This window comes from Gaetbulibacter sp. M240 (assembly GCF_043876815.1).
In the GTDB taxonomy this organism is placed as follows: domain Bacteria; phylum Bacteroidota; class Bacteroidia; order Flavobacteriales; family Flavobacteriaceae; genus Gaetbulibacter_A.
Map to the genome: position 1 here is coordinate 219,170 of NZ_JBAWKA010000004.1, position 13,525 is coordinate 232,694.

Here is a 13,525-nt window from a genome sequence, read left to right on the forward strand (position 1 = left end):
GCAGCATTAAAGCTGCGCTTTTTGTTTGGATAAAACGGCTTCTCGACACAAGGAATCTTAAAGGTTGATGCTTTTGAAGAATTCAACTATAGTTTAAAACGCTTTGCTGTTAAATTGAGTGTAATTAGGGAAAAGGGATTGAAAGGGTATAAATAATTTGTTATGCATGCATACTAATTTAGTATATTTGTTCAAATTGCAATGCCATGACAGCTAAACTAAACGACATACTTCATATTAAATACCCCATTATTCAGGCCCCTATGTTTTTGGTGTCGAATACCGCCATGGTTATTGAAGCCATGCAAAGTGGTATTGCTGGGTGTATTCCAGCTTTAAATTACCGAAGCCTCGAAGAATTAAAAGCTGCTGTTCATGAATTGAAAGCGGCCAAAGTTGAAGGTGGTGCTTTTGGCTTTAATTTGATTGTGAATAAATCGAATCTTAAATATAAAGAGCAGTTGCGAATTCTTTGTGAGGAAGGCTGTGACTTCATTATTACTTCTTTAGGGAGTCCTGAGGAAACCATAAAAAAAGCCCATGAAGTAGGAATTAAGGTGTTTTGTGATGTGGTGGATCTGAAATTTGCCAAAAAAGTGGAAAGCCTTGGAGCTGATGCGGCAATAGCCGTTAATAATCAGGCTGGAGGACATCGTGGTAATATGTCGCCGGAAACTCTAATAAAAGAGTTAAAAGCTAATATTAATATACCTGTCATCTCTGCCGGAGGCGTGGGATGCAAGGCCGATGTAGAGAGAATGCTAAGTTATGGTGCTGATGGTGTTTCAGTTGGGAGTCCGTTTATAGCCTCTGAAGAAGCTCAGGTGACCGATGAATACAAACAAGCTTGTGTAGATTATGGTGCTGAAGATATTGTAATGACGGAGCGTATTTCCGGAACGCCTTGTACGGTGATCAATACACCGTATGTTCAAAAAATAGGAACGAAACAAACCTGGTTGGAATCTGTTTTGAATAAGAACAAACGCTTAAAGAAGTGGGTAAAAATGATTCGTTTTTCTATAGGAATGAATGCTACAAAAAATGCAGCTACCAAAGCTACTTATAAAACTGTTTGGGTTGCAGGCCCTAGTATTGAATATACCGACGCTATTTTGCCCGTAAAAGATATTGTTAAAAAACTAACCACTTGAACTCAGGTTCAATTCTAGTTTAATATTACAGCGTTCATACGCGACTCCTGGTTCAACGGGTATCTCTATAAAGCCATACTTTTTGTATATATGGATGGCATTCTCTAAGATGGTATTGGAGTATATTATGAGTTTGGGCATATTGTTCGATAAAGCAAAATCAATACAATGCTGCATCAATTTTTGTCCGATCTGTAAACCACGAAATTTCGGAGATACAGCCATTTTAGTAAGTTCAAAATAAGGAGTTCCGTTTAAAGGCATTAAAGCTACGGTACCCACATTCATACCATTCCGCGAAGCGAAAAAGATATGTCCTCCTTTATTAATAATATGTTTTTCAGGTTGACTTAATATGTCTTCATCATAAGGTTCAACATAAAAAAAGTGCTTCAACCATTCGATATTAAGTTCGTAAAAATCTTTAGCAAATTGGGGTTTATATGAGATTATTTCAATTTTCATAATTTAAAAAATAGCTTTAAATATGCTGTAAATTGATTCGGTGAAAAACTTTTTTTATTTCAAAAACATCTAAATAAAAAAAACCTGCGTATATTAAACTGAATACGAGACAGATCGTAATCAACTAAGCATAATTATTAAAAAAACACTAAAAACAAAATTATGGAAAATAATAAAAGTAGCACGCCTCTTAAGGTTGGATTAGTAATCGCTGTGGTTTTATTTATAGCCACCGGATTTTACACCTTAAACCTTTACAATAACAGTAAAGAGACCCAAAAACAATTAACTGAAGAAAAACAGTTAGTGATGAATGATCTTAACGCTATGGCCAAGCAATATGATCAGGCGATCAATGAGAATGATATAGCCAATGCAAATTTAGTTGAGGCACGTGGCAGAATTCAAGGGTTAATAGATTCTTTGAAAATCTCTGAAACGAATGTGAAGAGCTTATGGCGCTACAAAACGAAATATTTAGGCCTACAAAAAGAAATGGATCAGTTATTAGCTCAGAATGATTCATTAAAAGTACAAAACTCGTATTTAGCAACTTCATTAGATAGTACACGTGTACGTTTAGAAGAGCGTACAGTTTTCACTGATTCTTTATTACTTCAAAATACAGCTTTAGCTGAAGTAGTTGAAAATGCTGCTGTATTATCAGCTTTAGACCTTAAGGCTTCAGGGGTTATCACAAGAACATCGGGTAAAGTGATTCCAACAGAACGCGCTGGAAGAAGCGATAAAATCCGTATTTGTTTCTTAGTGGCTAAAAATAATCTCGTACAGGCCGGTGATCAGGAATTATACATTCAGGTTTTAGGTCCTAATAATCAAATTCTAGGATTAAACGAGCAGGTAACTTTTGGAGAAGGAGAAAAAGCCAAAACGATAAACTACAGTACTATTAGTAAATTTAATTACGAAGGTTCCAGTTTAAATATTTGCGAGTTTTTAGATAAAACTTCTGAAGCTGATTTTGCTGAAGGACGCTATATTGTAAATGTATTTAACCAAAAAGATTTGGTTTCTACTTCAGAATTTACCCTGAGATAAAAGACATTTCACATAATTTTTTAAAAACCTTAGACTTCGGTCTGAGGTTTTTTTATATATCATAATACGGGTAAACCTAATTTATAAGCATATCGTAGAAAATAATACTCAATAATTTTTTCAAGCTATTATATTTATTTTAAAATTAATAGACCGAACCCCCAAATGCATAGAAATTTTAAGTTTTTAAATTCCATATCCAATGTTTCTGAAGAATCTTTCAAGGCTATAACGGAAATCACCGAGTTTGTTAAAGTTCCTGAAGAAACTCAAATTGTTAAACTTGGGGAAGTACCAACAAAACTCTACATGCTAGTTGGAGGTTCAATACGTTGTTATATTTCAACAGAAAAAGGGAAGGAGTTTAATAAAGCATTTTATTTTCCCAACAGCTTTGTTGGATCTTTAACCGCTCTATTGCGACAAACTCCATCCCAATTTATTTTTGAGACCTTATCGGATTCTAAAATATACGCTGTGGATTATGAGAAATTAATGGTGTTATGTAAGACCAAAGAGGACTTGCGAAGCTTATATACTTCTGTTTTAGAACTACTTTACACGAAGTATGAAGCGCGTTTAGTAGATCAAATATCTTTAAATGCCACCGAGCGTTATAAAAAATTATTAAAACACAGACCGAACATAGATCAATTGGTTTCTCAATATCATATCGCATCTTATTTAGGAATTACACCTGTACAATTAAGTCGTATTCGTAAAAAAATAGTTTAATTTAACATTTGTTAATTTTTAACATTTTCAATAATCCTATATTTGAATTAATTCTTTTCAACAACATTCAAAAGGATTAATAGCTAACCACCAAAAAAAAAACAGGTAATTTTAATTACCTGTTTTTTGTTTTAAAATCCTATAGTTAGAACGCTATTTTAATCCGCCAACCATTTCTTCTGGTTTTACCCATTCGTCGTATTCTTCGGCAGTTACATATCCTAAATTAATAGCTTCCTCTTTTAATGTGGTTCCATTTTTATGTGCTGTATTGGCTATTTCAGCGGCTTTGTAATACCCTATTTTAGTGTTTAAGGCCGTAACCAGCATTAAGGAATTATTTACCAATTTATCAATTACTTTTTTATTAGGTTCAATACCAATAGCACAATTATCGTTAAAACTTACACAAGCATCACCAATAAGTTGGGCAGATTGCAGCACATTTGCGGCCATAACAGGTTTGAATACATTGAGCTCATAATGTCCTTGTAAACCACCAACAGAAACGGCAACATCATTACCTAAAACTTGTGCACAAACCATGGTTAAGGCTTCACATTGCGTTGGATTTACCTTTCCCGGCATAATGGAACTTCCGGGTTCGTTAGCAGGAATGATAATTTCACCAATTCCAGATCGTGGCCCTGAAGCTAACATTCTAATATCGTTAGCAATTTTATTCAAAGAAACTGCCAATTGTTTTAAAGCGCCATGGGTTTCAACTAAAGCATCGTGAGCTGCTAAAGCTTCAAATTTATTTGGTGCTGTTATAAATGGAAGCTTAGTAAACTCTGCGATATATTCAGCTACACGTTTACTATAGCCTTTTGGCGTATTTAGGCCTGTACCAACAGCCGTTCCTCCTAAAGCGAGTTCGCTTAAATGTGCCAAGGTATTTTCTAAAGCTTTAATACCGTAATCCAATTGCGCGGTATAACCGGAAATTTCCTGACCTAAGGTTAGGGGAGTGGCATCCATTAAATGAGTTCGACCAATTTTAACGACGGATTTAAACTCTTTAGATTTTTTATGTAAGGTATCGCGGAGTTTTTTAACACCTGGTAAGGTGGTTTCAACAACTTTCTTGTAAATAGCAATATGCATTCCTGTAGGGAAGGTGTCGTTTGAGGACTGAGATTTATTTACATCGTCATTGGGCTGAATGGTTTTTTCGCCCTCACCAATCTTGAAGCCCGCCAATTGATGAGCCCGGTTAGCTATAACTTCATTCACGTTCATATTACTTTGTGTTCCCGATCCCGTTTGCCAGATTACCAACGGAAATTGGTCATCGTGTTTACCGTCTAAAATTTCGTCACAGGCCCGGGCAATTAAATCGCGTTTATCTATGGATAACACGCCTAATTCACAATTAGTGTAGGCTGCTGCTTTTTTAAGATAGGCAAAACCGTATATAATTTCCAGGGGCATAGAAGCCTCAGGACCAATTTTAAAATTGTTTCTGGAGCGTTCCGTTTGTGCGCCCCAAAGCTTATCAGAAGGAACTTGAACGTCCCCCATAGTATCTTTTTCTATTCTGTATCCCATAGGTTTATACTTTAATTTCTGTTACAAAGTTAAATTATTTATGCTGTTTTCTTCGAATAATAAGCGGGAATTCGTAGAACTTTTAACAGAGAAATAACTAGAGGGATTTTTATTATCCTATTAAACCTATTAAATTTGTAGGAAATAAATAAAAACAAATAAATTAATTAAAAAAACTATAAGACATGGCAAATTTAAGACTAGGAGATACAGCTCCCGATTTTACAGCCCAAACAACACAAGGAGATATTCATTTTCATGATTGGTTAGGAGATAGCTGGGGTATATTATTCTCGCATCCTGCGGATTATACACCGGTTTGTACCACAGAACTGGGCACAGTAGCAAAATATAAATCAGAATTTGATAAACGCAACGTAAAGACTATTGCATTGAGTGTGGATGGTTTGGAATCACACAAGGCCTGGATAAAGGATATTAATGAAACACAACACACTGAAGTTAATTTTCCGATTATTGCTGACGAAGATCATAAAGTCGCTGAACTTTACGATATGATTCACCCTAATGCGAATGATAAACAAACCGTACGCTCTGTTTTTGTAATAGGTCCTGATAAAAAAATTAAACTAATTATTGTCTATCCCGCTTCTACGGGTCGAAATTTTGATGAGTTATTGCGCGTTATTGATTCGTTACAATTAACGGCATATCATAAAGTTGCGACACCAGCCAATTGGAAATTTGGTGAAGATTGTGTGGTATCTCCATCGATAGCTACCAAGGATATTCCTGAAATATTTCCAAAAGGCTTTAAAGAAATTAAACCATATTTAAGAATCACACCACAACCAAATTTAAATTAAACTCAAGGAAGAAATATTAAAATCACTATTGTTTAACAATACACTTTATATTATCTTTGCTTAAGATTTAAAAAAAGGAAACACATTATGTTTGATTTTGACCAATATTTAGGCTTTTTAGCATTCTTAACCATTCTAACCATAGGATTCTGGTTGATGATTTTCTTAATAACCTTCGTAGTGCCTTACTGGATTGGTGGTGCATTGATTGAACGACTTCAGGAAATCAGAGAAGAAAAGAAGGCTAAACGTGAAAATCCATAAACAAAATATATAGTTTTAATAAAAAAAAAAAGGAAGTTCAAATGAACTTCCTTTTTTTGTTTCTATATTGTTTCTTTTTCCAGATTACATTTGTATATCCATATCGCCACCGCCACCGAAGTTTCCATCGCGACTTGGCTTTTTCTTTTGGTTAAATCTGTAAGTGAATGATAAGTTGTACGATCGAACTCCTCTAAAACGCAACTCTCTTACAGTTGTAAATTGAGGTGTATCTACGGTACCATTAAAGCTTCTGCTATTTAACAAATCACTAATATTAAAAGCCAAGGAAGCCTTTTCCTTAAGTAAATCTTTACTGAAGGCTACATCTATTGAAAACACACCGTTTTGTGTGTTTTGAGCATCCTGACTGGGACCACGGTAATTGAAATTAGTTTGCCAATCGATAGCTAAGGGTAAGGTTAATTTGTTATTTAAACGGGCGCGCCACGACACGTTTTTAGAGTCGAAACTTGTTCCTTGATAATCGCCGTTTATCACGGAATTAAAAATATTAAAATCCGTATTTACACGCCATTTTCTAGATGGACTGTAACTCAAATTAAATTCATAACCATAACGGTCTTCTGTCGCAATGTTATCCGGTCCTCTTAAAATCACCGGTACCGGTCGACCATCAATTTCAACAAAATCTCCTGACTCTCTGCTTATAAATCGAATAACGTTGGTAGCATGTGAGTAGTACACTGAGGTTGTTAAAACAAAATCATTGAATCGATTTAAATAGCCCAGATCAAACTGTCCGGAGTAGGTTGGTATTAAGCCGGGATTTCCCTGAAAAATATTTGTTATACTACTTCGTGAGGGATAAGGGTTTAAGAAAAACGACCACGGGCGTCTTAATCTACGGTTGAAGCCCAGACTTAAATTCTCTTTTTCACTAAACTCATAGGTTAAGTTAACCGTTGGGAACAATCCTGTGAAATTGCGTTTCTCAAAATCACCTGAAGTTGGTTGATCCAAAGTTAGCTGCGTGTTTTCCATGCGCAGGCCAAGTAAATACGAAAACTTATCGTTAATCTTACTTCCAAATTGCAAATAAGCAGCTTGTATATAGTTCTTATAATTGAACAAATTAGTAAGTCCTCTGTCTACCTCAAATTCATTGGTATCTGTATTTAAAAGCTCTACACGATAATCTGTAGTGGTTCTATCATAATCACCACGATAGCCTATTTCAAACTGACTATTCTCTCCAACAGGAAGCACGTAATTTGAACGTAAAAATAATTTAGATCCCGTGATATTCTGACTTAAAATATCCGTATCAACCCCGTCTTGATTGATTAAAGAATACTGTGTCTGTTGATTATCTTCAAATTGAAAATCAAGGGTTAATTTTTGACCACTGTCATTGAAATCCTTAGTGTAGTTAAAAGTGTATTGTGAATTTCTGGAATCATTATCCTGTGGGTCTAAACGTAACGTTTCAGACAATAAATTCATATTTGAGTCGTATTGAAAAATGCGGTTCGTAGACCTCTCGATTCCATTATTATCACTGTAAACCATGGAAGCCGTAATAGAAGAAGAATCATTAATATACCATTCTACTCCAAAATTATTGGTTAGGCCTTTACTTGTATTTAACCAATCGCGCTTTTCATCAGAAACGTTTCCTGTATTTTTAAAGGTGGTGTAAGAATACCAATAACCGGGAGATTCGTTGTAGCGATAGGACAGCGTGTTGAAAATATTCAAATCGCCTGTTCTGTAATTCACGTTAGCAGAAATTCCAGCACGATCAGGATGTCCCACATTTGCCGTTACCGCTCCGTTAAAACCTTGTAATTTACTTCTTCTTAAGATTATATTTAAAATACCCGCCGTTCCCTCAGCTTCGTAACGCGCTGATGGCGAAGTAATCACTTCAACTTTTTCTATTGCATCCGCAGGGAGCTGTCGTAAGGCATCCGTAGAATTAAGACCTACGAGACCTGAGGGTTTTCCGTTAATTAAGATTCTTACGTTGTCATTACCACGAAGGGTGATGGTTCCTTCCGCGTCAACGGCCACAGAGGGCACGTTGTCCAGAACATCACTTACGTTTCCTCCCCGTACAGTTAAATCCTTACCAACATTGTATATTTTTTTGTCGAGTCTGATTTCCACCGTGGTTCTTTCGGCAATAATTTCGACTTCATTCAAGGATTCTAAATTCAAACTTAAAAAAATGGTGCCTAGGTCAAGGTTTGTATTGATGACCTTCTTTTTAAGCTCGAAGGAGGTGTATGAGATATATTCAATTTTAATATCGTAGGTACCATCGGCAACTTTTATTTCAAATTTTCCGTCGAGATCAGTAATTGTACCATCTACAACTTTTTCTTCTTTATGACTGTAAAAGGAAATGGTGGCGTATTCAAGAGGAAGGTTTGTTTCTTTATCAATAACGGTTCCGGTGATTTTATTGTTTTTAAGGTCATCCGGATCAGCAAATACCATAGTGGTAAAACACAAGGCGATTAACAGAGCAATTTTTTTCATTTTTTGATTTAATGTTAGCGCGGCAAAAGTAGATATAAGCCTTGTGTGTTCTGGTTAAATAAAAGTTAAATAAATATAAAATGTTATTTTAACACTTATTAACCTTCAAAATCAAAATCATCATCCATATCTTGTCCTGATCTCTCTTTTTTAGATTTTTGCTGATTGAAACGGTAAAGGATTGAAAGGTTTACCTGGCGTTGACGCCATTGTGATTCCTCGTAATTCGTGTAAAAACTTGTTGTTGTTGTGGTACGACGTATTCTGGAATTAAAAAGATCTCTGGCATTCAAGGAAATCGTTACCTTATCATTTAGAATTTCTTTACTTAAGGCGATATCCATTGAAAAAACACCTTTCTGATCGCTCTGTGCATCTTGTTGCGGGCCACTATAGTAAGCATTAGTTTGCCAATCTATTTTAGCCGGCAACTCTACCTTGCTACTAAAACGTGTGAACCAACTAGAATTATTGGCGCCATAATCAACGCCGTTAAATGATCCCTCTGTTTCAAATTTAAAGATGTTGAAACTTGAATTTAGTCTTAACCATTTTGCTGGATTGTACATGAGTCCGAATTCTCCACCGGTACGCTTATTGGTAGACAGGTTTACAGGTATTGTTCTAATAATATCTATACCATCTGAGGTTTGTTGTCCCGTATTTTCCTGAATACGATCAAAAGACCCGGTTTCATGCTGATAGTAAACGGAAGCTGTTACTGTTAATTCGTTCCACCGTTTTAAATAGCCCAAATCGAAGGTACTCGAAAAGGCAGGACGTAAGCTGGGATTACCCTGGAATATATTTGTACGGCTTGATCGCGATGGAAACGGGTTAATATACCAACCTCTAGGACGATTGATACGTCGGTTGAAACCAAGTGTAACACTTTCCTCCGGATCATCCTCTTCGCTGGAAAGATTATAAATAAAATTAACTGTAGGGAAGAGGCCTAAATAATTATTGTTGAACTCGGTATCGATAGGAAAACCAAAAGCTTCCTCAAGCTCAGCATCTGTTAACCTGGAATCAATATTTCCTTTCAGCTGGGTGTTCTCCAAACGTAAACCCAGTAGAAATGAGAACTTACCGAATTTGCTGCCATATTGGGTGTAGAATGCATTAACATTTTCAGTGTAATCAAAAACATTCGTAATTTCTTCATTTATAACGTAATTTCCGGTGTTAATATCTTCCTGTTCTAAAAGGTAATCAGTGATCTCATTTTCAAAATTCCCACGATATCCGGCTTCAAAGCGAGAATCTTCACCCATTGGTAAAACATAATCTGCTTGGATCAGGTAATCCTTGCTATCCTCGGTTTGATAAATAATTTCATTTTGAAACGGATCCGGATTTGTTTGGTCGGTGAAAATATAATCTTCATTTATAAAATTATCTTGGTTTTCGCTTCGGATTCCATATTGAAAATCAGCTGTTAATTGGTGACCGGATTCATCGAATTTGGTAATGTAATTAAAAGAAAATTGATAGCTGTTTCCTGTTTCGTCTTGCTTTTCTCTACGATCGGTTCGCTCTACTACATCGCCTCCGTTATAACGAGAACTACGGTTGATTCCCAAATCAGCATCCTCACCATAACGGTAAAATAAACTACCAGTTACCGAGGTTTTATCAGATAGAAAATATTCCAATCCAATATTACCGTTATAATTTCGGTTCAAACGACTTACTTTTTCACTTTCAATAATGCGCTCAAATTCAGGTGTCACGGTATTGCCGTTTACCACACGATCAAAATAATCTGTATCGTTAAAATTGTTTCTAGGCGCATCAAAATAGCGATAACCAAGGTTTGAGAACACATTGAATTTTTCTGTACGGTAATTTATATTTGAAGAAAAGCCTAAATTATCAGGATTACCTAAAGTCAGGTTTAAAGAACCGTTAAATCCAAGGGTTTCTTTCTGACGTAAAATAATATTTAGTATCCCGGCTGTACCTTCAGCATCATAACGTGCTGATGGCGATGTAATAACTTCCACACGTTCAATAGCTTCAGCAGGTAACTGGCTCAGTACATTGGTGTCACCAAATCCGGCCATTGCGGAAGGCTTTCCATTTATAAGGATTCGTACGTTTCCGTTTCCTCGTAAACTAATATTACCTTCAATATCCACGGCAACTGAGGGAACATTGTTAAGGGCATCGCTAACGGTACCACCTGCAGTGGTCAAATCTTTTCCTATGTTGTAGATTTTCTTATCCAGCTTGATCTCAACTGTGGTGCGCTCTGCAACTATTTCAACGGCATTAAGTGATTCTACATTTAGGGCAAGAGCTATGACACCTAGATCGGTGTTTTCGGTAATAGTTCTATTCTCGAAAGTAATTGATTTATAGGAAATATATTCAATCTTAATATCATAAGTGCCTTGTGCAACCCGCATGTTGAATTTCCCGGAAATATCGGTTATTACACCATCGATAACTTGTTGATCGTCATGCTTACGAATAGAAACCGTAGCAAATTCCAAGGGGGTTTTGGTATCCGCATCTATTACGACACCTTTTATAGTAATGTTTTTATCCGGTTCTGTAGCGAAACTAATCGATGCAGTAAGCAGGCTCAAAATCAGGGAAAGAAAAAATTTGGTTTTCATAAATTTATTAGCAGTCATATTTACTGCAAAACTAATCTATAGAACCTCTTTTTCGGTTAATTTTTTGTTAAAACATTTTAATAAAAAATTAAACAAAACTACAAAATATCTAAAATGGCTTCGGGAGGTCTCCCTACAATAGCTTTATTTCCGTTTATAACTATTGGACGTTCAATAAGTTTAGGATTTTTCACCATAGCTTCTATGATAGCTTTATCTGAAAGTTCTTTTCCTTTAAAATCACTTTTCCAAATCGCTTCATTTTTCCGAACTAAGTCCATGGGTTGAATGCCCAAAAGTTTTATAATTTCTGAAAGCTCTTCGGATGAAGGTGTGTTTTCTAGATACGTAATAACCTTATAGGGTTTTCCGGAATCCTCAATAAGGGCAAGGCCTTCTCTTGATTTTCTACAACGGTTATTGTGATATATTGTGATCATGATATTAAAATATTAAACTGTTCTAAATCGTTTCGTAATTGTTTTGGGTCTTCAAAAAGAATAGCGTTGATATGTAACTTTTCTGCCGCTTTTATATTTCTTAGGTTATCATCAATAAAAAGGGCATGTTCCGGATGAATTTTAAAGCGGTTCAAACAGATCTCATAAATTTCTTTAAACGGTTTTCTGGTTTTTTCTTCGCCAGAAACAACAATTCCTTCAAACCAGTTTAAAAATTCAAAACGCTTTTTGGCGATCGGGAAGGTCTCGCTACTCCAATTGGTCAGTGCTACCAGTTTATACTTTTTTGTTTGTTTTAATGCCTTTAAAATATCCACGGTTTCCGTTATTGAGCCACCCAACATTTTAGGCCAATCACCATAAAACATACGTATATATTTCTCGTATTCCGGAAACTGTTTTACCAGATCTTCAGTAGCTTTTTGTAGTGGGTAACCAGCATCCTGTTGCTCATTCCAATCGCTGGTGCAAATAGTATTTAAAAACCAGGTCATTTTTTCACGATCACCATCAAAGGCTTCTAAAAAAACATATTCAGGATTCCAATCTATCAACACCCCACCCAAATCGAAAATAATGCTGTCTATTGGTTTCATAATTGATTGTCCTCTTCCGTTTGTTGTCCCATCATCATAAGATAAGCCTTTAAAAAGCCATCAATATTGCCATCCATAACAGCATCAACATTACCTGTTTCATGGCCTGAACGCACATCTTTTACCAATTTGTAAGGGTGCATCACATAATTTCTGATTTGGCTACCCCATTCAATTTTTTTCTTATTGGCCTCGATATCCTCACGCTGGGACAATTGCTTTTCAAGTTCAATCTCGTACAATTGCGATTTAAGCATTTGCAAGGCCCGCGCCCTGTTATCATGCTGTGAGCGTGTTTCTGAGCAGGATATTTGAATTCCGCTTGGTTTGTGGGTAAGTTGTACTTTCGTTTCTACCTTATTAACATTTTGTCCGCCGGCACCACTAGAACGGGCTGTGGTGATCTCAATATCAGCCGGATTTATTTCTATTTCTATAGAGTCGTCTACCAAAGGATATACGTAAACCGAAGCAAAACTGGTATGGCGTTTCGCATTACTGTCAAAAGGGGATATGCGTACCAAACGATGTACCCCATTTTCACCTTTCAACCAGCCAAACGCAAAATCGCCGTCTATTTCAAGAGTTACTGTTTTAATGCCGGCCACATCGCCTTCCTGGAAGTTAAGTTCCTTCACTTTAAAGCCATTCTTTTCGGCATACATTAAATACATGCGCATCAGCATGCTAGCCCAATCACAACTTTCTGTGCCACCGGCACCGGCTGTTATTTGTAGTACGGCACTCAAACTGTCACCTTCATCAGAAAGCATATTTCTGAATTCAATGGCTTCTAAAAGGTTTATGGCTTTTTCGTAACGCTTTTCAACATCTTCGGCTGTAGATTCACCCTCTTTGAAGAACTCATAAATCACTTCGAGATCTTCTACAAGTGTTTTCACAGCCTGATAATCTTCAATCCATTTCTTCTTGACACGAAGGGATTTCATGATGGTTTCTGCTTCGCGTGGATTATTCCAAAAATTGGGGTCGAAAGTTTGTTCTTCTTCGTTTTGAATTTCTATCTTTTTCTTATCGATGTCAAAGATAGTGCCTTAGTTTGTCAAGGCGGGTATTAAGATCTTTTATCTGATCGGAAGTAATCATAGGGTGAAAAATTTTGAAACAAAAATAAGATTTAATCCTGCTTCTAAAAACAAAAGACCTGTTAATTTACTATTTACTTATATAGTACAGATAAATTGAATGATTCAAAATAATTGAAACAAAATAGCAAGCTCAATTCCTAAAATTTCATTTATTTTTGAAAAATAACCC

General features: G+C 36.0%; 12 protein-coding genes. 5 read left to right on the top strand and 7 right to left on the bottom strand.

Annotation, left to right across the window (positions count from 1 at the left end):
* Positions 1–206 precede the first annotated feature (206 nt).
* Positions 207–1,154: an NAD(P)H-dependent flavin oxidoreductase gene (locus tag V8G61_RS12200; protein WP_394876019.1), complete on the top strand. Its 948-nt coding sequence runs from the start codon at positions 207–209 to the stop codon at positions 1,152–1,154.
* Here V8G61_RS12200 and V8G61_RS12205 read toward each other — a convergent pair.
* Complete coding sequence (locus V8G61_RS12205; protein WP_394876021.1) at positions 1,143–1,619, bottom strand: GNAT family N-acetyltransferase; 477 nt, start codon at positions 1,617–1,619, stop codon at positions 1,143–1,145. The two genes, V8G61_RS12200 and V8G61_RS12205, sit on opposite strands and share 12 nt — an antisense overlap.
* A gap of 162 nt (positions 1,620–1,781) precedes the next feature.
* Here V8G61_RS12205 and V8G61_RS12210 point away from each other — a divergent pair, with 162 nt between their 5' ends.
* Together V8G61_RS12210 and V8G61_RS12215 are read left to right on the top strand one after the other, a co-directional pair.
* A complete protein-coding gene (locus V8G61_RS12210; RefSeq protein ID WP_394876022.1) occupies positions 1,782–2,678 on the top strand; it encodes a chromosome partitioning protein ParA in 897 nt (298 codons plus the stop codon).
* A gap of 165 nt (positions 2,679–2,843) precedes the next feature.
* A complete protein-coding gene (locus V8G61_RS12215; protein WP_394876024.1) occupies positions 2,844–3,413 on the top strand; it encodes a Crp/Fnr family transcriptional regulator in 570 nt (189 codons plus the stop codon).
* A gap of 153 nt (positions 3,414–3,566) precedes the next feature.
* On the opposite strand, the gene fumC is transcribed toward V8G61_RS12215, so the two are convergent.
* Positions 3,567–4,964, bottom strand: a complete 1,398-nt coding sequence (fumC, locus tag V8G61_RS12220; RefSeq protein WP_394876026.1) for a class II fumarate hydratase — start codon at positions 4,962–4,964, stop codon at positions 3,567–3,569.
* A 185-nt stretch (positions 4,965–5,149) separates the two neighbouring features.
* Here fumC and V8G61_RS12225 point away from each other — a divergent pair, with 185 nt between their 5' ends.
* Positions 5,150–5,791: a peroxiredoxin gene (locus V8G61_RS12225; RefSeq protein ID WP_394876027.1), complete on the top strand. Its 642-nt coding sequence runs from the start codon at positions 5,150–5,152 to the stop codon at positions 5,789–5,791.
* A gap of 87 nt (positions 5,792–5,878) precedes the next feature.
* Complete coding sequence (locus V8G61_RS12230; RefSeq protein ID WP_394876029.1) at positions 5,879–6,055, top strand: hypothetical protein; 177 nt, start codon at positions 5,879–5,881, stop codon at positions 6,053–6,055.
* Between the two features lie 84 nt (positions 6,056–6,139).
* Here V8G61_RS12230 and V8G61_RS12235 read toward each other — a convergent pair whose 3' ends face one another.
* The 5 genes from V8G61_RS12235 to prfB all read right to left on the bottom strand — a co-directional run bounded on the left by V8G61_RS12235 (position 6,140) and on the right by prfB (position 13,354).
* A complete protein-coding gene (locus V8G61_RS12235; RefSeq protein ID WP_394876030.1) occupies positions 6,140–8,563 on the bottom strand; it encodes a TonB-dependent receptor domain-containing protein in 2,424 nt (807 codons plus the stop codon).
* 98 nt (positions 8,564–8,661) lie between these two features.
* Entirely contained in the window at positions 8,662–11,190 is a 2,529-nt protein-coding gene (locus V8G61_RS12240; RefSeq protein WP_394876032.1) for an outer membrane beta-barrel protein, read from the bottom strand.
* A 98-nt stretch (positions 11,191–11,288) separates the two neighbouring features.
* Positions 11,289–11,630 carry an arsenate reductase (glutaredoxin) gene (gene arsC / locus V8G61_RS12245; RefSeq protein ID WP_394876033.1) on the bottom strand — a complete coding sequence of 114 codons (342 nt, stop codon included), beginning with the start codon at positions 11,628–11,630 and terminating at the stop codon, positions 11,289–11,291.
* Positions 11,627–12,247 (bottom strand): HAD family hydrolase, encoded by a 621-nt coding sequence (locus tag V8G61_RS12250; RefSeq protein WP_394876034.1) that lies wholly within the window; start codon positions 12,245–12,247, stop codon positions 11,627–11,629. Before V8G61_RS12250 ends, arsC begins: the two co-directional genes overlap by 4 nt.
* A protein-coding gene (gene prfB, locus V8G61_RS12255) for a peptide chain release factor 2 (protein ID WP_394876035.1) occupies positions 12,244–13,354 on the bottom strand; the annotation gives its coding sequence in 2 pieces (ribosomal slippage) (positions 12,244–13,290 and positions 13,292–13,354; 1,110 coding nt in all). Before prfB ends, V8G61_RS12250 begins: the two co-directional genes overlap by 4 nt.
* Between the last annotated feature and the right edge of the window lie 171 nt (positions 13,355–13,525).

Coding starts and splice junctions, on each gene's coding strand:
- V8G61_RS12200 (WP_394876019.1), top strand. CDS start 207: ATGACAGCTAAACTAAACGACATACTTCATATTAAATACCCCATTATT.
- V8G61_RS12205 (WP_394876021.1), bottom strand. CDS start 1,619: ATGAAAATTGAAATAATCTCATATAAACCCCAATTTGCTAAAGATTTT.
- V8G61_RS12210 (WP_394876022.1), top strand. CDS start 1,782: ATGGAAAATAATAAAAGTAGCACGCCTCTTAAGGTTGGATTAGTAATC.
- V8G61_RS12215 (WP_394876024.1), top strand. CDS start 2,844: ATGCATAGAAATTTTAAGTTTTTAAATTCCATATCCAATGTTTCTGAA.
- fumC (WP_394876026.1), bottom strand. CDS start 4,964: ATGGGATACAGAATAGAAAAAGATACTATGGGGGACGTTCAAGTTCCT.
- V8G61_RS12225 (WP_394876027.1), top strand. CDS start 5,150: ATGGCAAATTTAAGACTAGGAGATACAGCTCCCGATTTTACAGCCCAA.
- V8G61_RS12230 (WP_394876029.1), top strand. CDS start 5,879: ATGTTTGATTTTGACCAATATTTAGGCTTTTTAGCATTCTTAACCATT.
- V8G61_RS12235 (WP_394876030.1), bottom strand. CDS start 8,563: ATGAAAAAAATTGCTCTGTTAATCGCCTTGTGTTTTACCACTATGGTA.
- V8G61_RS12240 (WP_394876032.1), bottom strand. CDS start 11,190: ATGAAAACCAAATTTTTTCTTTCCCTGATTTTGAGCCTGCTTACTGCA.
- arsC (WP_394876033.1), bottom strand. CDS start 11,630: ATGATCACAATATATCACAATAACCGTTGTAGAAAATCAAGAGAAGGC.
- V8G61_RS12250 (WP_394876034.1), bottom strand. CDS start 12,247: ATGAAACCAATAGACAGCATTATTTTCGATTTGGGTGGGGTGTTGATA.